The sequence below is a fragment of the Neobacillus cucumis genome (genome assembly GCF_023715505.1).
This window is the reverse complement of the sequence record NZ_JAMBOH010000029.1, coordinates 1-18,160: the sequence shown is the minus strand read 5'-3', so window position 1 is coordinate 18,160 and position 18,160 is coordinate 1. Positions and strand designations below refer to the sequence as shown.

Sequence of the window (18,160 nt, the reverse complement as noted above, 5' to 3'; positions counted from 1 at the left end):
GAAGATATGATAGTGAAACTAGGGTATGTAGCGATGAGTGCAGAACTGCAGCACGCATCCCCCTCTCAAACCATGACGTTTGCCCAATTCTCCAAAATAAAGGACCGTGAAGCTGCGATTCGGAAATTAGAAAGGATTGCTGAATCTAATTTAGAGAATTGTCTGCGCCTTCTTAAGCATAATGTAGGGAATGATATTCAGTTTTTTCGATTTAGCTCAAGGCTGATTCCGCTCGCCAATCATGAGGATTTACTGGATTGGAACTATATCAAGCCTTTGAAGGAACCGCTTGAAAAATTAGCCGATTTTTTAAAGGAGCATCCGTTGAGAGTTGATTTTCATCCTGATCATTTTGTTGTGTTGAATTCACTAGATAAAGATATTTTAAAAAACTCACTCAAGACCTTATCGATGCATGAGGCTCTCTTGAAGGGAATGGCAATCAATCCCGAGCATCGTTGTGTTCTGCATGTTGGCGGCGGGTATGAGGATAAAGAGAAAGCGCTGGAACAATTTATACATAATTGGGGATATATTAAGCCTGGAATTCAAAAGATGATTATGTTAGAAAATGATGATACTACTTTTACAGTTAAGGACACGTTATATCTTTGTGAGAAGTTAGGAATTCCGATGGTTTTCGATTACCATCATCACCTTGCAAACCACGAAGAGGAGGATTGGGTGTCTGATTGGGAACGGATTGTTACTACTTGGAAACATTCCACCCTGCCGATTAAGATGCATATTTCAAGCCCGCGGTCAGAGAAGGAGTTTCGAGCGCATGCCGAGAACGTTGATCCTGAAATGTTTATGACGTTTTTAAATGAAATAAAGGGGAGTGTGCCGGAGATTCATTGTATGATTGAAGCGAAACAAAAGGATGCGGCACTGTTTCAATTGATTCGAGATTTGAAGGAGCGCGGGGCATTTAAGTGGCTGGATCAGACTAATTTTGTGGTGGAGTAGGGGAATGAAGCTGTTTAACTAAGTTCTGTCCTTAAAATTTGAATCAATAAGACAAAACAAAATGGCCCCTCGCAACGAAGGGCCATTCTCAGTCAACAAACCTTAAGCACGATAAGTCCGGCTGTACACTGTATACTTATTAACCTTTTCCAAACTAGTCTCATACCCAATCCCTGGAGAAGCCGGAACCGTAATCTCACCGTTAAAAACCGTTACCTCAGGCTCAATAATATCCTCCGCCCAATAAAGCGAAGAAGCCGCTGTATCACCAGGCAGAGTAAAATTCGGCAAAGAGGTAATTGCAATATTATGGGCACGGCCGACCCCGGACTCAAGCATCCCCCCGCACCATACCGGGATATGATTAGCTTGGCAAAAATCATGGAGGTTGCGTGATTCTGTTAACCCGCCAACACGACCAATCTTAATATTAATAATTTTACAGCTGCCAAGCTTCAAGGCCTTTCGTGCATCCTCGACAGAATGGATACTCTCATCTAAACAAATCGGCGTTTTCATCCTAGCCTGCAATTCAGCATGATCAATAATATCATTATGTGCCAAAGGCTGCTCAATCATCATTAACTGATAATCATCTAATGCAGCCAAACGGTCCATATCATCGAGGGTATAGGCAGAATTGGCATCCGCCATTAACGGAATTTCAGGGTATTCCTGGCGAACCCGGTCAATTAAAGCAACATCCCAGCCTGGTCTGATTTTCAATTTTACCCGCTTATAGCCTTCCTCAAGGCGTACACCAATCGTTTCAATCGTCTCTTCAATAGAGTCCTTAATTCCAATGCTGACACCAACATCAATTTTGGATCTTTCACCACCTAAAGCCCGGGCGAGGGACATATTCTGCTCTTTTGCATACAAATCCCAAACAGCCCCCTCAATTGCTGCCTTAGCCATATAATTGCCGCGCAAGTGAGCAAACCACTTCTCAAACAGTTCATCGGGATGCTGGATGTTATTTTTTAAAACGATAGGGATCAAATAATCCTCTAGGATATGCCAATTCGTTTTGACCGTTTCTTCATTATAAAGCGGATCGAGCATCGCTACAGATTCAGCCCAGCCTGAGAGACCATCCTCGTTTTTCACTTCCACTAAAATAAAATCTTTATCATATTCGGTTCCAAAGCTAGTTGTAAAAGGGTAGAGTAAATCAAGTTTTAAGTGTCTTAAAATCACTTGCTTAATCTTCATACAAAAGTCTCCTTTAACTCTTCGGGGGTTAGTTCTTAGTGAGAATATAGAAATTTACCTGAATCTTCGGATTGCTGATTTTTTTAAAACCGCTTACCTGCCAGCCTTGGTTAAACAGCTTAGAAAAAGCATCCCTTGTTCGCATTCGCCAGTCACCAGCAAGCTCGATGTCTGTCTCGCGAATCGTCCGATAGTTTTTTGGGACAGGCACGAATTGAATCGCATCCTTATGTAAGTCTTTAAGTGTAAAAGGCAATACAAAAGGCTGCCCTTTATCATTTACATCCCACTGAAGAAGCGAGTTCGTCAAAACAAAGTCTTGTTCGAATGCGTTCCCGATAGTATCAGCAGATTTTTCGTGACGGATATGCCACTCCACAAGGAAGCGGTCAGAGGGGAGTCCGCTGTTTAACAAATCTTCCATTTCGCCGTAGCAGTTTGGAAGATAAGTAGAGACCACACCGCCAAGCTTGCCAATGTTCAAATATCCATTAATGCTTTCAAGTGGATCATACGTCCAAGTGATAAGGGAGTAGCCAAGTTTTAATGCTTCATTGCGTTGGGCTAGTTTTAATTTTTCACCTATCCCATTATTACGAAAGTGTTTATCGGTCCCTAATATATGAGAGCAAAGGTAGACAGACTGGCCGTTAAAGCCTGGGAAGCTGTATTGAAACGCAATAAGCTGATCGCCACAATAGGCACCAAGCACTAAACCGCCGTTTTTGACGGCGGTAATGGTTTGGTGTGTGGGAATGGAGTCAGACTCCCCCCATATTTTACTTTCAAGTCTGCGTACTTCTTCTAGCTCTTTAATTGTATACAGGGAACGAATTTCGATTTGTTTTGTTGTCAATGTCCATTCCCCCATTAAAAACTATTCGCGGCTGAAATCCGCGTCTTGTAATGGAACCAATTTGGTCTTTTTCACAACCTTGTAGCCGAAATAAGCTAATAGGAATAGAGGCAGGCCAATATAAGATACCAATGCACCGTACCAATCAATTTTTGGTCCAAAAAAGGCGCCATAATTTTGACCGAAGACCGCTACTAAGCATAAAACTGTTGCTAAGATTGGTCCAAGCGGGAACCATTTTGCTACATATGGTAAATCTGATAAACTTCTTCCTTGCGCAATATAAGCTTTACGGAAGCGGTAGTGAGAAATCGAAATTCCTAACCATGATAAAAATCCTGCTAAACCGGAGGCATTTAATAACCAGCCGTAAACGGTGCCCTCACCGAACAGGGAGGTTAAGAAGCAAAACATACCAATCACAGTTGAAACTAATAAAGCATTCGTTGGAAGACCTTTTTTGCTTACCTTCTTTAAAAATGCAGGAGCTTTGCCTTCCTTCGCCAATACCCATAACACACGGGAAGCAGCATAAAGTGCAGAGTTACCTGCAGAAAGTACGGCAGTAAGAATAACAGTATTCATTAAGGCGGCAGCAAAGGCAAGGCCGGCATTTTTAAAAACTAGTGTAAACGGACTTACTGCCACGTCTTTGACATCTGTGCTTAATAATAATGGATCTTTGTAGCTTACTAAACAGCCGATAATAAAAATCGCTAAAACGTAGAATAATAAAATTCTCCAAAAAATCTGTTTAATCGCCTTTGGCATGTTCTTTTCCGGATTTTCACTTTCACCAGCCGCAACCCCGACAAGTTCTGTGCCTTGGAACGAGAAACCGACAATCATGAACACACTTAAAATCGAAAGGAATCCGCCTTTAAATGGTGCTTCGCCTTTTGTAAAGTTTTCGAAGCCGCCTGTATGGCCCTTCATGATTCCAAAAATCATTAATAAACCTAACACAATGAATATAATAATTGTAGCAACCTTGATAATTGCAAACCAGAATTCAGATTCACCGTAACCCTTTACAGATAAAATATTTAATCCAAATATCAACACAAGGAAGATGGCACTCCAAACAATCCCTGGGACATCCGGAAACCAATATTTCATAATCAGTGAGGAAGCTGATAATTCAAGGGCAACAATAATAGCGTTGTTATACCAATAATTCCAGCCGACTGCAAAGCCAAGAGCAGGGTCGACAAAGCGGTCCGAATACGTGCTGAACGAGCCGGTGATTGGAATAAACGCCGACATTTCTCCTAAGCTTGTCATAATAAAATAAACCATAATTCCGGCAATTAAATAGGCTGCAAGAGCTCCACCAGGACCCGCGTCCGCAATCGTTGCACCACTTGCTAAAAATAATCCCGTACCAATCGTTCCACCGATGGCAATCATCGATAGGTGTCTAGTCTTTAACTTTCTTTCCAAAGGTTCTTGAGCTTTAATTCGCTCAATGGTTGTATCTATTTTACGTGCTGTATCTTCCATTGCACATCTCTCCTAATTGTTTTTTAAGTTTCTTGTAAGGCTGTTAACAACGTTTGTGTTAATATTTTCGTTCCATATATTAATGCATCTAGATTAAATTTCATTTCGGGATGATGTAACCCCGGTGTTAAACCACAGCCTAAACCAATCATCGTAGCAGCAAGACCGGGATTTTTCGCGGTGTAAAAATGAAAATCCTCAGCGCCTTGGGAGATACATACCGGAACAACATTTTCTTCGCCGAGTACCTCTTCAATGGCCTTTTCTGCCATTTTCATCGCTTTTTCGTTTTTAACAGCGGCGGGAACAAATTCCTCCATAGACCAGGTGAAGGCTGCTCCAGTTTGCTCCGCTGCCAATTCCATCGCGGCTTTAGTCCTCTGATCAAGCTTGGACATAACTTCGTTGGATTGTGCTCGTACATCGAGAGCAAAATGCGCCGTTTCTGGGATTACATTAGTTGCTTCACTTTCCGTCGTCAGCTGTGTCATTTTAATGGAGTATGGAACATCTGTTTGTAAATCAATTTCCTTAAGGTTCTGCACTAGTAGGGCAGCTGCCTCAATTACGTTGATTCCTTCGTTTGGCCGGGCTGCATGTGCTTGTCGTCCCTTTATGTTTCCCCGAATCGTACCGGCTGAACCATGAATAATCACAGGGGAGGCCTTCCGATAGGGGAGTTCACTAACTGGCCGTACATGGGTGCCAAATAATAAGCTGACGTTGTCTAGCGCACCGTCCTCCATCATTTTTAGCGCGCCTTCTCCTTTTTCTTCGGCAGGCTGAAAAATGAATCTTAATGTATGCTTTGGTTTGAGGTCGATTGAGGCCAGAGCCAATGCTGTATATAGGACCATTGTGCTGTGTCCGTCATGACCACAGGAATGATTGGGTCTAACCACACCATTCACTTCTTGGACCAGTGCATCCATATCTGCCCGCAGTGCCACGACTTGGCCAGAGGTTCCCTGTATTTCAGCGATTATTCCGTAATGATCGTTAAACCTTTTTACGCTGAAGCCGGCCGTTTGCAGTTTTTGTGCAATGTAGCCGGAAGTTTTCTTTTCTTGCCAGCTGGGTTCCGCCAGGCAATGAAGCTCTTGATAGGTGGTTAGTAACTCTTCTTTATGCTGCTCAATAAAGTCTAGCGGGTTCAAATCTTTTCACCTCTTAAACTTCTAATCCTATTCATTAAATACATTAAACGTTGTATAAAGCTTCTCCAGTTTTTGCTGATAGGATAATATCCGCTCCTGATCTTTCTGTTGGATTCCCTCTATCACTAAATCTAATAAACTAATAACCGATGCAATGGAGTTCGTGCCTGTTTCGGCATTTTCCTCAGTAGTTAGTATGATGTCGGAAATTCTTCCCGCAGGAGATAGAAGGCGATCGGTTATCGATATAAGGGTAATTCCATTCTCTACTGCACACTCAGCAATTTTTATGGTTTCATTGGAATAGCGTGGAAACGAAAACACAACAACAACTGAGTCTTTAGTCAGATTGGAAAACTTTTCGAAAAAGTCACCTGACGTTGAACATAGATTTACCTGTTCTCGAATGGTACTCAACATATAGGAGAACCAATAGGCGGCCGCATGAGAAATGCGGTGGCCTGTGATTAAAATTTGGTCTGCCTTGATTAACGCCTCAACGGCTTTCCAAATCTCTTGGATATTTGCAGTGTCTAGAAGATTCCTTAATATATCAATCTGGTTTTCTATCACCTTTGTAAAAACATGTTTATCGGTCGGTTGAATCGAGGAGGCAGCCGCTGCGGTTTGGTTTTGCAATAGCATCTGCCGCTGAATGAGTTCCTGCATTTGGCTAAATCCTTGAAATCCTAATGCGTATGAAAGGCGGATGACGGTGGTTTCGCTAACCGATGCCTGCTGACCGATTTGAAAAGCCGTCTTAAAAGCAGCCTTATCTAAATTTTCAATCAGGTAAGTGGCTACTTTTTTTTGCCCTGCCGATAAATGGTTAAATTGATCCTTAACTAATTGTTTAAAAGGAAGTGGTTCCATCTTATCCACCTTTCCAAAAGAAGGAAATCCTTCACTTCATTTAAATGTTGCAGTTAATGCTTTTTGTTTTTATACGTTATCATAAATAAATATAAATTAAAAGATTATTTGTTGATATTTTTTTGCGTATTCATATGGGATATATTGATACTAGAGAGAGTGTTTCCTAACGATTTGGAGGAGGCTATAATTTGTTAGCAAAACCGCAAAATAGAATTTCAAGGAAGGCATTAACGGTCTGGAGAATATCCGGTGTGATTAGGTCAGTGATTGGCTGGATGATAACTGCAGTAATTCTGTTAATATTAGAGGTTTTTAATGCTCCTTTTTGGATTTCCATTATTTTAATAACCCTGGGAGTGATTTTTCCTCTCTATCATATAGTTATTTCTCCGCTCTTTAGATGGAAGAGCTGGAGATATGAGGTGCGTGAGGAAGAAGTGGAACTGGAGGAGGGAATCTTTATTAAAACACGGACACTAGTTCCGATGGTTCGTGTACAACATGTCGATACTATTCAAGGACCGCTTTTAAGAAAGTATAAATTAGCCTCTGTTCTCATACATACAGCAGCAACGGCACATGAAATCCCTGCTTTAGAAGAAGATGAAGCAGAAAAACTGCGAAAGTTTATTTCAAAATTAGCAAGGGCGGCAGAAGAAGATGTCTGAACCAAAACGACTTCACCCGGTTGCCAGCATTGTCACGACTGGAAAAAGAATAAGAAATCTCATCCTCCCCATGATTTTCCTCAACATCTCTGGGGGACGGGATAGTAAAACAGCATTGCTCATCTCTCTAATTCTATCCTTGATAGCGGTGCTTATTACTCTCATTACGGGAATCTTGTCCTGGCTCCGGTATACCTATCGATTTGAGGAAGATGAGCTGCGGATTGAATATGGTGTATTCCTTCGTAAAAAACGCAACATTCCGTTCGAACGGATTCAGAGCATAAACGTAACGGAAGGGCTGCTGCAGCGATTATTTGGACTTGCTAAGGTGGAGATTGAGACAGCGGGCAGCGGTGATGAGGCAGAAGCCGTGCTATCGGCAATACCAAAAAGGGAAGCTGCGCAGATTCAAGCACATGTCAATGCGGCTAAACAGGATGCTCTTAAAACGACAGTGGAGATAAAGCCGATGTTTACACTTACTACAAAGAAGTTACTCTTGCTTTCCTTGACATCAGGCGGAATGGGGGTAGTGATTTCAGCTGTTTTCGCGATTTTTCCACAGCTAGATGACTTAATCCCTTATAAAAAGGTATTTGGCGGAGTAGAAACATGGGCTGTTCATAATATAATGCTCATAACGTTCATTGTGTTTTTAGGATTTTTCCTCTTATGGATTATTTCGTTAATGATCACGATGCTTAAATATACAGGTTTCACGGTTATTCAGACAGAAACAGATTTCGTTATTTCACAAGGCCTTCTGGAAAAAAAACAAATGACGATTCCGCTGAATAGAATTCAAGCAATCCGAATCAGTGAAAATCTGATTAGACAAATGCTTGGACTTGGAACGGTATACTTGGAAAGTGCAGGAGGATCCTCTGTCAATATAGAGGGCGCAAATGTTATGCTCTTGCCTATCGTAAAAGTAAAGGATATTCCAGCTATTATAGGTCCCTATTTACCGGAATATGAAATGACCGAAGATTTTAAGCCATTACCAAGACGGGCAATGTGGAGGTATATTTTTCGCGGCTGGTACGTGGCTATCCCGATTGTGTTACTTTCGTTGATTTTTTTAAAGAGCTGGGGATTGCTTTCTCTAGGCTTACTCGTGCTAGTGACGATCAGAGCATATGTAAACTATAAATCGGCAGGCTGGGGATTGAGCCGGGATCAGCTTAGCTTAAAATTCCGAAGTTTTAAGAGGACCACCATTTATATGAGGAAAAATAAGATACAAAGTTTAGAGGCCGGCGTTAGTTATTTTCAAGATAAAAAGAAACTTGGAACGCTTGAAGTCTTTGTCAAGTCGGGGGCTGTCAATACAGGAGGCCGTGTGGTCGACATGGATCAGGCTGACCTTCAGAGCATTTATCGATGGTATTCACGGGAGCGTAAAATAGGGAGCGGCCCGGAATAAACATGGGTTACTCCCTTTAAATGTCGTTTTTACCTAATTTATTTCCAAAACCCTAGAATGGCTAGGATGATTATCACAGCCCAGATTAGTACTTTTACCGGGGATTGAAAGGAGACATTTCTCCTTTGACTGCTGGCCCAAGATGCAGTGGTCTGAATGGAATCTGAAAGGTCTTTTTTGTTAAAGTATGGAATAGCACCCACTAGAAAGCCACCCAGTAATCCAAACAGATGAGCAACTACATTAATATTGGGCTGCAGGAAGGTCATAATTAAGCTGACTGCACAGAGAACGAGAATAATTTGTGTATTTTGCTGGGACATCATTCTCTTTCTGAAAATAATAATGGCAATATAGTAGCCAAATAGACCAAAAATGGCCCCGCTTGAACCAACGTGGGTATAGGTCAATGGCTCAAATATTAGTGTAGCCACATTAGCAGCGAAACCGGAGAAAAGGTAAATGAATAGAAATCGGCCGCTCCCCAGCATCCGTTCCAAAGCGGGTCCAAATAGGATAAGGGAAAAACTATTAAACAACATATGTGAAAAACCGCTATGCATAAAGGTAGGAGTGATTAGTCTCCAAACTTCTCCTTCCATAATATAAAGGTTCACGCCTGAGAGAGTCTCAAAGAACCAATTGTTTGGGAATATGGGAAGAATGGTTAAAAAGTATAATACTAAGTGAATCGTTGTAATTAGAGAGACCATCGGATAAAAGCGGATAAATTCACGAAAGCTTTCGGTTCTGTTAAATATGGTTAAAACCCCCTTTCAATTACATCTTAACCGTTTTTTGGTCTTGTACACTATTATGCTGACTGTAAATTAAATAGAAGGATGATAAACCATGATTAAAGGAATTGGCATTGATATCATTGAATTGCATAGAATCCGTGAATTGATCAACAAGCAAAGCAAGTTGGTCGATCGAATTTTAACGGTTAACGAAAAGAAAAAGTATGAAGACTTATCTGAGTCAAGAAAAGTGGAGTTCTTAGCTGGAAGGTTTGCGGCAAAAGAAGCCTTTTCCAAGGCATTTGGGACTGGAATAGGAAGAGAACTATCTTTTCAAGACATGGAGATTGAGACAGATGGCTCAGGAAAACCATTTTTTCGAAAACCAGAGGTCCAGTCACATTTGTCTATTTCACATAGCGGGGAATATGCCGTTGCTCAAGTGGTACTAGAAGGTTAGAAGTTATTACCAAGTGCTCGAATAATTAACCATATTTGACTTGAACACTATCTAGCTGCGGCGCCTAGGGCCCAGGGGCCTGGTCAAGGCGCTGCGACTTCAATTTTGCTCTTTGTAAGAATAATCCCCATGGTTGTCTCATATATTCATAGGGAAATAGGAGAGACAAGGTCAGCTATGGTTTATATGCCTGATTCCTGCCTTTCTCTTCTTTGATAATCATATGAAATGAGACAAGAAGGGGTTGAAGGAATGAGGAAAAAGTTTTTACTGCTTATTACAGGGCTAATGGTCATGTTCGTGCTAGCTGCCTGTGGATCAAAATCACAAGACGATGTGGTAAAGGAGCTAAAGGGTAAGCAGAGTGATTTAACCAGCTATAAAGTGAATGCGAAAATGACGCTGAAAATGGGCACGGATTCGCAGATTTATAATGTAGAAATCTGGCATAAAGATCCTACCTTCTATCGCGTTAATTTAAAAAATGCTGAGAAAGACCAAAGTCAAATGATCTTAAGAAATAAAGAAGGTGTATTTGTTCTTACACCTGCATTGAATAAAAGCTTCCGATTCCAAAGTGATTGGCCGCAAAATAGCAGCCAAGCTTATTTGTATGAATCTTTAATAAAGGATATTGTAGCGGATAAAGAAGCTAAATTTTCTTCCACAAAGGACTTTTATATCTTTGAAACAAAGACACGTTATCAAAATAATAGTATGCTTCCATATCAGGAGATTAAGCTGAATAAAAGTGATTTATCACCTGCTGTAGTCAAAGTAATGGACCCTGACCGGAATCCTCTTGTAACGGTGGAGTTTTCAAAGGTGAAATTTAACGCTGATTTTGACAAGGACGATTTCGATATGAAAAAGAATATGACACGGGCACAATTGAATTTACCAGCAATGGCAAACGGCAAAGATAAAGATCAGTCATTTACGATTAAGTATCCAACATTTGAATTAACAGGCACTAAGTTACTTGAAGAAAAAACAGTCAAAATTGAGGATGGTAAGCGGGTTGTCCTTACCTATGATGGAAAAAAATCCTATACACTTGTACAGGAAAAAGTATCGACAAAGGTTGCCTCCGCTAATCCGACGCTAATGGAAGGTGATATTGTTGATTTAGGTGCAACAATTGGGGCGCTGTCGGATCATTCGCTTTCATGGTCACAAGGCGGTGTTGATTATATGATCGCATCCAAAAACCTGACTAGGGACGAGATGGTTGAAATAGCGAAATCTGTTCAAGGTGACTCCGTAAAATAATAATCAATGAAAAACAGGCCTTGTGCCTGTTTTTTGGCGTTTATAAGTAGTATGATATTTTTGAACAAAAAAGCGGACACCCGCTTAAAATAAATTATCATAATCCAATTTTGTGGTAAAATAAAAAAATGCATTTTAACTAGGAAGTGGACAGATGGAAGAGCAAGTCTATTTTTATCGAGATACATGGGCAGAAATTGATTTGGATTGTATCGCTGAAAATGTATCTTCTGTAAAAAAACATTTACCAGGTCAAGTGGAAATTATTGCGGTGGTAAAGGCCAATGCCTATGGTCATGGTGATGTTCAAGCAGCCAAAACAGCCCTTTCAGCGGGAGCAAGCTTTCTTGCTGTGGCTATACTGGATGAAGCGGTTGCACTTAGACATAAAGGAATTCATGCCCCCATTTTGGTTTTAGGAGCAACTCGGCCTGAAAATGTTCAAGTGGCAGCCAAGTATGATATATCCCTTACCGTTTTTCAACAGGCGTGGCTTCAGGAGGCACAAAAACATTTGTCTGTTGGTGACAAGGTTTCTCTGCATATCAAAGTGGATACGGGAATGGGAAGAATCGGCGTCCGCAGTCGTGAAGAGTTATCAACCGTAGAACAATTGATTTTAGGGGATAAACGATTTCATTTTGAAGGAATCTTTACTCATTTTGCCACAGCAGATGACTTGGATAACCGTTATTTTCAGCAGCAATTAGCGTTATTTGAAGATTTGTTAAAGGTATTAACAAAGCGGCCGAAGTATATTCATTCCAGCAATAGTGCGGCAGCAATCAGATTTCCTAATGCCTATTTTAATGCAGTCCGGCTTGGAATCGCCATGTATGGTCTCACACCCTCTCTTCAAATGGAAAAAGAGATTCCATTCCCATTGAAAGAGGCCTTTTCACTGCAAACGAAGCTTGTCCATGTGAAGCAGGTTAAAAAAGGGGATAAGATCAGCTATGGGGCGACTTACGAAAGTAAGGAAGATGAGTGGATTGGTACTATCCCAATTGGTTATGCTGATGGGTGGATTCGCAGGCTGCAAGGGCAGGAAGTGTTAGTGGACGGAAAGCGTTCCCCAATTGTCGGGAGAATTTGCATGGACCAGTGTATGGTTCGTCTACCTGCTAATTTGCCTGTTGGAACAAATGTCACACTAATTGGCCGGCAGGGTCAGCAATTCATTTCTATAAATGAGATTGCTGCAAAGCTTGAAACCATTAATTATGAAGTCCCATGTATTATAACCAATCGTGTGCCGCGGCTTTATAAAAAGAATGGCAAAATTGTCGATATAAAAAATGGCTTGCTTAATAAGTCACAGGCTTAAATACAGAAATTTAAACATATTTATGATATTGCGGTAAATTGTGCATAAAAGCATCTTTTATTGGCTTATAATACAGTAGAATTATATTTAGTCTATGAATTGGGCTTGATTAGTGTTATTATTGAATATGGTACAGATATTAAATTTAAAACTCGCTGATGACTTACCGCGAAGGGGCGCAGACAGAAGCGCAGTTAAATTTAAGCATCAGAATGAAATTCTGGTTAGATAAAAATGGTGTGTAGTGATGGTGGAGGTGTATGTTTGTGTCTGAAACTGGCGCAACTACGGAAATCTTAGTGAAGTTACCGCAACATCTTTTAACAGAGTTAGATGGTTTCGTTAAGCAAGAAAATGTGAACCGCAGTGAATTTATTTACCAAGCAACAAAAATGTATTTACGTGAACGGAAAAAGAGACAAATTCGCGAGTCGATGCGACGTGGATACATGGAAATGGCAAAAATCAATCTTAGAATTGCATCAGAAGCATTTTTAGCAGAATATGAGGCAGAACACACAGTTGAACGTCTTGTAAGCGGAGGATAATCCTTTGATTGTCAAGCGTGGTGACGTTTATTTTGCGGACCTATCCCCAGTTGTTGGTTCTGAACAAGGCGGCGTCCGACCAGTACTTGTCATCCAAAACGACATCGGGAATCGGTTTAGTCCCACAGTGATTGTTGCAGCGATTACAGCTCAAATTCAAAAAGCTAAGCTTCCTACTCATGTCGAAATTGATGCGAAGCGCTACGGATTTGAACGTGACTCGGTCATTCTGCTAGAGCAAATTCGTACAATTGATAAGCAGCGGTTAACCGATAAAATCACCCATCTCGATGACGAAATGATGGAGAAAGTGGATGAAGCCTTACAGGTAAGTTTAGGTCTCATCGAATTTTAGTTTAAAGTACGCTCTTTTAAAAGAGCGTTTTTTCATACATAACCTGCCTCTGTTTTTTCTGCCTATGAGCAAGCTGATCCTAGCTTGCTTTTCTTTATGTCAAAGGCTATTTTCGCATAGATTGTTGTTTTTCGTATACGTTCATCAACCTGTATAACTAGGTATTTCGTTGCGTTTTTCCGTAAGAATATTCGCGGAAATTGCCAGAAACTTAGTAAATGACCCTAATTCAAGGTGCAGGAGCAACAAAGTTTACGAAAAGAGGCTTGTCAAAAGGTGGCAGGGGCCTTTGATGAAACCATTGCTCTAATTTGATACAATAAATTGAAAAAGAAATGGAGGATTGTTGCGTGAACGATACAGCTGTAAAAGATAATCAGCTCTTAAGTAAAATTGCAGCTGAGCTGACTATATCCTATAAACAAGTAAAAAGTGTTATTTCCTTGCTTGATGAAGGAAACACGGTACCGTTTATTGCCCGTTACAGAAAAGAAATGACCGGGGCCCTAGACGAGGTGCAGATCCGGACGATCTTAGAACGCTGGCAGTACATTCAAAACCTTGAGCAAAGAAAAGAAGAAGTCTTGCGAATTATCGAAGAACAAGGGAAATTAACCGATGAATTAAGCAGAGACATTACAAAGGCTGAGAAGCTTCAAGAAGTAGAAGATTTATACAGACCTTATAAACAAAAACGAAGAACAAAAGCGACTGTGGCTAAAGAAAAAGGATTAGAACCATTTGCAGAGTGGCTGATGACGTTTCCTAAAGACACCATCGAGCAAAAAGCAAAAGAGTTTCTATCGGAGGAAAAACAAGTTCTTACGATTGAAGACGCGATTGCAGGCGCCAAGGATATTATTGCAGAAATGGTTTCTGATGATGCTGAAGGACGTAAATGGATTCGTAAAGAAACGTTTAAATCCGGCACGGTTGCATCTGTTGTAAAAGAAGCAGAAAAAGACGAAAAGAATGTCTATGAAATGTACTATGAATATGAAGAGCCGGTTAATAAAATTGTCCCACACCGAATTCTCGCTTTAAACCGCGGTGAAAAGGAGGACATTTTACGTGTTTCAATTAAGATGAATGCAGATATGATTACGGCTTATTTATCAAGAAAGTGGATCCGTGTCCAGCATTCGCCTGCCGCTCCGATCGTACAAGAAGCGATAGAGGATGGTTATAAAAGATTAATTCAGCCATCCATCGAAAGGGAAATCCGTGCCGAGTTAACGGAAAAGGCGGAAGAGCAAGCTATACATATTTTTTCGGAAAATCTTCGTAATTTGCTGCTGCAGCCCCCTTTAAAGGGCAAAGTGGTCATTGGTGTCGACCCGGCTTACCGGACAGGCTGTAAATTAGCGGTTGTCGACGAAACGGGAAAGGTGTTAAAGATTGATGTGATTTATCCACATCCGCCTGTTTCAAAAACAAAAGAAGCACGTGAAAAGTTTATTAACATTCTCCGTGAGTATAAAGTAGAAATGGCTGCTATTGGCAACGGTACTGCATCAAGGGAGACAGAACAGTTTGTCGCTGATATTTTAAAAGAGATGGATGAAGAGATCTTCTATCTTATCGTCAACGAGGCAGGTGCAAGTGTCTATTCTGCTTCCGACCTTGCTAGAGAAGAGTTTCCGAATTTTCAGGTTGAAGAAAGAAGTGCTGTCTCGATTGCGCGACGCCTGCAGGATCCATTAGCAGAATTGGTGAAAATTGACCCAAAATCAGTGGGGGTTGGTCAGTATCAGCATGATGTTGCCCAGAAACGCCTTTCCGAATCGCTGCATTTTGTGGTAGAAACCGCCGTTAACCAGGTCGGTGTGAATGTGAATACCGCGTCTTCTTCGTTACTACAGTATGTGGCAGGATTAAACAAAACCGCTGCCAATAATATTGTTAAAAAGCGCGAGGAGGAAGGGAAATTTACAAGCCGGGTGCAATTAAAGAAGGTACCGCGTTTAGGGGCAAAAACCTATGAACAAGCCATCGGTTTCCTGCGTGTGCTCGACGGTAAACAGCCACTTGACCGGACCGGAATTCATCCTGAAAACTATGATGAGGTTAAAAAGTTATTAACAAGTCTAGGTTTTACTGCAAATGACTTAGGTTCAGAAGAGTTAAAGACGGCACTAAATGGACTTGATTTAAAAGCAGTTTCTGAAGAATTATCCGTAGGTGAGTTAACCTTAAAGGATATTATTGATGCCTTAGTAAGACCGGAACGAGATCCGCGTGATGACCTGCCTCGTCCGCTCCTGAAAAAAGATGTCTTAAAGCTAGAAGATTTAAAAGCAGGAATGGAACTTCAAGGAACCGTCCGGAATGTTGTGGACTTCGGTGCGTTTGTAGATATCGGTGTCAAACAGGATGGGCTTGTTCATATATCTAAGCTCAGCAATCGTTTTGTCAAACATCCTTTGGACATTGTTTCAGTAGGTGATGTCGTTACGGTTTGGGTGGACTCTGTAGATATGAAAAAGGGCCGTGTTGCCTTAACTATGCTGCCGCCTTCCTAAAATAATAGAAGCACCTATAGTCAGAAAGAGGGTCGGGGGCTATAGGTGCTGTAAATAGAGGAACACTGCTTTTAGGAGCAGTGTTTTTTTCTGTAAAAAAACCAGCACTGGTTTAGCAGTTTAATCTGATAGCGGTCCTTCTCATAGAAAGCCCTTTTCATTTGGTTTTGCAACCAAGTTGGCATAGTGTAAAACCTCCCGAAAAGTACATCATTAATTAAGGGTATATACAATATATGCTATAATAGGTTGTCATGTTCGCTAGAAAGTGGGGAACTGTAAAAATGGAGCAAAAAGAACTTCAATTATTAGTTGAAAAGATATCTCTTGAATACTTTGGTAAGCCGTTTAAACATACAGCGTTGTTTAATCCGAGATTACGGTCAACAGGAGGGAGATATCTTTTAAACACCCATAATATTGATATCAATAAAAAGTATTTAGAACAGCTGGGGGAGAAAGAGTTAATCGGCATTATTAAGCACGAGCTATGCCACTATCACCTTCATCTTGAAGGCAGGGGATATCAGCACAAGGACCAAGATTTTAAGATTTTATTAAAGCAGGTAGACGCACCCCGCTTCTGCAGCCAACTGCCTGAAAGAAATGTAAAGCGAACAGCGAAAAAAATACTTTTTTATCAATGCACAAGCTGTAAGCAAACTTATCAGAGAAAAAGAAGTATTAACACTTCGAAATATGTGTGTGGTAAGTGTAGAGGCAAATTGTTAAAAGTTAAAGAGATGGAGTTATAATTCTCTGTCATCTTGGTAATAATTTTTATGTAAAAATAATGTTGACTTTATAGTTATCGGTCTTTATAATGTAAAGAGTCGATAGGGCAAACGCCTTATTGAAAGAAATATTGATTATTCCGCAGTAGCTCAGTGGTAGAGCTATCGGCTGTTAACCGATCGGTCGTAGGTTCGAGTCCTACCTGCGGAGCCATTTATATGGGGAAGTACTCAAGTGGCTGAAGAGGCGCCCCTGCTAAGGGTGTAGGTCGGGTAACCGGCGCGAGGGTTCAAATCCCTCCTTCTCCGCCATATATTATTTCGGCCCCTTGGTCAAGCGGTTAAGACACCGCCCTTTCACGGCGGTAACACGGGTTCGAATCCCGTAGGGGTCATCAGGGATGGGGAGTGAAATTGATTCATTTCCTGTTTCTTTATCTTTAAATGATTATGTATCACTGGGCTATAGCCAAGCGGTAAGGCATCGCACTTTGACTGCGACATGCGTTGGTTCAAATCCAGCTAGCCCAGCCATTTTTTGAAATTAAGTATGAGCTATTAGCTCAGTTGGTAGAGCAACGAGCGAAGCTACAGTGAATCGGCTTCGAGTCTGCGAGGAAGAACGTGAGTTCTTTTGAGCATCTGACTACCTTGATATAAGATTAGGGAATCATCTAAGTATGAGCCATTAGCTCAGTTGGTAGAGCATCTGACTTTTAATCAGAGGGTCGAAGGTTCGAGTCCTTCATGGCTCACCATTCGATTACCATTTGCGGGTGTGGCGGAATTGGCAGACGCACCAGACTTAGGATCTGGCGCCGCAAGGCGTGGGGGTTCGACTCCCTTCACCCGCACCATAAATTACCTCTTGAATTAATTAGAGTATAATGTTATCATTGATTTTGTCACTAATTCATATGCGGTCGTGGCGGAATGGCAGACGCGCTAGGTTGAGGGCCTAGTGGGGGCAACCCCGTGGAGGTTCAAGTCCTCTCGGCCGCACCAAAAAAAGTTGTTGACGAAGTGAAGTTGATTTGATATAATTTAAAAGTTGCTTTAAAAATAAGCGCCCTTAGCTCAGCTGGATAGAGTGTTTGACTACGAATCAAAAGGTCGGGAGTTCGAATCTCTCAGGGCGCACCATTTTAACGGGAAGTAGCTCAGCTTGGTAGAGCACTTGGTTTGGGACCAAGGGGTCGCAGGTTCGAATCCTGTCTTCCCGACCATTTACATTTTTATATGCGGGTGTAGTTTACTGGTAAAACCTCAGCCTTCCAAGCTGATGTAGTGGGTTCGATTCCCATCACCCGCTCCAAATTGTTCTTTGAAAACTAAACAAACAAAAACGTCAACAAACAATAATATTAGTTTCTATTATAGAAACTAAGCCAACGTAACAAAATGAGCTAATCAACTTTCATGGAGAGTTTGATCCTGGCTCAGGACGAACGCTGGCGGCGTGCCTAATACATGCAAGTCGAGCGAATCAATAGGAGCTTGCTCCTGTTGATTAGCGGCGGACGGGTGAG

At 41.3% G+C, this 18,160-nt stretch carries 17 protein-coding genes, 10 tRNA genes and 1 rRNA gene; 21 read left to right on the top strand and 7 right to left on the bottom strand.

The features are described from left to right. Window positions 1-6 precede the first annotated feature (6 nt). Window positions 7-969, top strand: coding sequence for a UV DNA damage repair endonuclease UvsE (gene uvsE, locus M3226_RS25765; RefSeq protein WP_251571554.1), 963 nt, complete (start codon window positions 7-9; stop codon window positions 967-969). 102 nt (window positions 970-1,071) lie between these two features. On the opposite strand, the gene menC is transcribed toward uvsE, so the two are convergent. From menC to M3226_RS25740, 5 genes are read right to left on the bottom strand one after another with little or no spacing between them, the layout of a single operon-like run. After that, complete coding sequence (gene menC / locus M3226_RS25760; protein ID WP_251571552.1) at window positions 1,072-2,184, bottom strand: o-succinylbenzoate synthase; 1,113 nt, start codon at window positions 2,182-2,184, stop codon at window positions 1,072-1,074. Window positions 2,185-2,212: 28 nt separating this feature from the next. Then, window positions 2,213-3,040 (bottom strand): GNAT family N-acetyltransferase, encoded by an 828-nt coding sequence (locus M3226_RS25755; protein ID WP_251571550.1) that lies wholly within the window; start codon window positions 3,038-3,040, stop codon window positions 2,213-2,215. A 21-nt stretch (window positions 3,041-3,061) separates the two neighbouring features. Then, window positions 3,062-4,543: an amino acid permease gene (locus M3226_RS25750; RefSeq protein WP_285857997.1), complete on the bottom strand. Its 1,482-nt coding sequence runs from the start codon at window positions 4,541-4,543 to the stop codon at window positions 3,062-3,064. Between the two features lie 23 nt (window positions 4,544-4,566). After that, on the bottom strand, window positions 4,567-5,700 hold the full coding sequence (locus M3226_RS25745; protein WP_251571548.1) for an amidohydrolase: 1,134 nt from the start codon (window positions 5,698-5,700) through the stop codon (window positions 4,567-4,569). 27 nt (window positions 5,701-5,727) lie between these two features. After that, window positions 5,728-6,573, bottom strand: a complete 846-nt coding sequence (locus tag M3226_RS25740; RefSeq protein ID WP_251571546.1) for a MurR/RpiR family transcriptional regulator — start codon at window positions 6,571-6,573, stop codon at window positions 5,728-5,730. Between the two features lie 191 nt (window positions 6,574-6,764). On the opposite strand from M3226_RS25740, the gene M3226_RS25735 reads away from it, so the two are divergent. Both M3226_RS25735 and M3226_RS25730 read left to right on the top strand, forming a co-directional pair. Beyond that, window positions 6,765-7,244: a PH domain-containing protein gene (locus M3226_RS25735; RefSeq protein WP_251571544.1), complete on the top strand. Its 480-nt coding sequence runs from the start codon at window positions 6,765-6,767 to the stop codon at window positions 7,242-7,244. Then, window positions 7,237-8,673, top strand: coding sequence for a PH domain-containing protein (locus M3226_RS25730; protein WP_251571542.1), 1,437 nt, complete (start codon window positions 7,237-7,239; stop codon window positions 8,671-8,673). Before M3226_RS25735 ends, M3226_RS25730 begins: the two co-directional genes overlap by 8 nt. Before the next feature lie 38 nt (window positions 8,674-8,711). On the opposite strand, the gene M3226_RS25725 is transcribed toward M3226_RS25730, so the two are convergent. Then, window positions 8,712-9,215: a rhomboid family intramembrane serine protease gene (locus M3226_RS25725; protein ID WP_251571540.1), complete on the bottom strand. Its 504-nt coding sequence runs from the start codon at window positions 9,213-9,215 to the stop codon at window positions 8,712-8,714. 310 nt (window positions 9,216-9,525) lie between these two features. Between M3226_RS25725 and acpS the strand changes: the two genes are divergently transcribed. The 6 genes from acpS to M3226_RS25695 all read left to right on the top strand — a co-directional run bounded on the left by acpS (window position 9,526) and on the right by M3226_RS25695 (window position 15,897). Further along, window positions 9,526-9,873, top strand: coding sequence for a holo-ACP synthase (acpS, locus tag M3226_RS25720; RefSeq protein WP_251571538.1), 348 nt, complete (start codon window positions 9,526-9,528; stop codon window positions 9,871-9,873). Window positions 9,874-10,125: 252 nt separating this feature from the next. Further along, the gene (locus M3226_RS25715) at window positions 10,126-11,145 is read left to right on the top strand and encodes a LolA family protein (protein WP_251571536.1); all 1,020 of its coding nucleotides are present in this window, start codon (window positions 10,126-10,128) and stop codon (window positions 11,143-11,145) included. Window positions 11,146-11,299: 154 nt separating this feature from the next. Further along, entirely contained in the window at window positions 11,300-12,472 is a 1,173-nt protein-coding gene (alr, locus tag M3226_RS25710; RefSeq protein WP_251571534.1) for an alanine racemase, read from the top strand. 266 nt (window positions 12,473-12,738) lie between these two features. Continuing rightward, window positions 12,739-13,020, top strand: a complete 282-nt coding sequence (locus tag M3226_RS25705; protein ID WP_098531723.1) for a CopG family ribbon-helix-helix protein — start codon at window positions 12,739-12,741, stop codon at window positions 13,018-13,020. A 4-nt stretch (window positions 13,021-13,024) separates the two neighbouring features. After that, entirely contained in the window at window positions 13,025-13,375 is a 351-nt protein-coding gene (ndoA, locus tag M3226_RS25700) for a type II toxin-antitoxin system endoribonuclease NdoA (protein ID WP_007083556.1), read from the top strand. A gap of 350 nt (window positions 13,376-13,725) precedes the next feature. Next, a complete protein-coding gene (locus M3226_RS25695) occupies window positions 13,726-15,897 on the top strand; it encodes a Tex family protein (RefSeq protein ID WP_251571532.1) in 2,172 nt (723 codons plus the stop codon). A gap of 71 nt (window positions 15,898-15,968) precedes the next feature. On the opposite strand, the gene cmpA is transcribed toward M3226_RS25695, so the two are convergent. Next, a complete protein-coding gene (cmpA, locus tag M3226_RS25690) occupies window positions 15,969-16,082 on the bottom strand; it encodes a cortex morphogenetic protein CmpA (protein WP_007083554.1) in 114 nt (37 codons plus the stop codon). Between the two features lie 99 nt (window positions 16,083-16,181). Between cmpA and M3226_RS25685 the strand changes: the two genes are divergently transcribed. The 12 genes from M3226_RS25685 to M3226_RS25630 form a co-directional block, all read left to right on the top strand. Beyond that, the gene (locus tag M3226_RS25685) at window positions 16,182-16,652 is read left to right on the top strand and encodes a SprT family protein (protein WP_251571530.1); all 471 of its coding nucleotides are present in this window, start codon (window positions 16,182-16,184) and stop codon (window positions 16,650-16,652) included. A gap of 118 nt (window positions 16,653-16,770) precedes the next feature. Beyond that, window positions 16,771-16,845, top strand: a tRNA-Asn gene (locus tag M3226_RS25680). Window positions 16,846-16,852: 7 nt separating this feature from the next. Then, a tRNA-Ser gene (locus M3226_RS25675) sits at window positions 16,853-16,943 on the top strand. Window positions 16,944-16,954: 11 nt separating this feature from the next. Next, a tRNA-Glu gene (locus M3226_RS25670) sits at window positions 16,955-17,026 on the top strand. Window positions 17,027-17,090: 64 nt separating this feature from the next. After that, a tRNA-Gln gene (locus tag M3226_RS25665) sits at window positions 17,091-17,165 on the top strand. Between the two features lie 148 nt (window positions 17,166-17,313). Continuing rightward, window positions 17,314-17,389: transfer RNA gene (locus tag M3226_RS25660), tRNA-Lys, on the top strand. Window positions 17,390-17,403: 14 nt separating this feature from the next. Continuing rightward, window positions 17,404-17,488 (top strand) — tRNA-Leu (locus tag M3226_RS25655). Between the two features lie 62 nt (window positions 17,489-17,550). Further along, a tRNA-Leu gene (locus M3226_RS25650) sits at window positions 17,551-17,636 on the top strand. A 61-nt stretch (window positions 17,637-17,697) separates the two neighbouring features. Further along, a tRNA-Arg gene (locus tag M3226_RS25645) sits at window positions 17,698-17,774 on the top strand. A 6-nt stretch (window positions 17,775-17,780) separates the two neighbouring features. Beyond that, window positions 17,781-17,857: transfer RNA gene (locus tag M3226_RS25640), tRNA-Pro, on the top strand. Window positions 17,858-17,872: 15 nt separating this feature from the next. Then, window positions 17,873-17,946: transfer RNA gene (locus M3226_RS25635), tRNA-Gly, on the top strand. A 101-nt stretch (window positions 17,947-18,047) separates the two neighbouring features. Further along, window positions 18,048-18,160: ribosomal RNA gene (locus M3226_RS25630) — 16S ribosomal RNA — on the top strand; the annotation flags it as partial.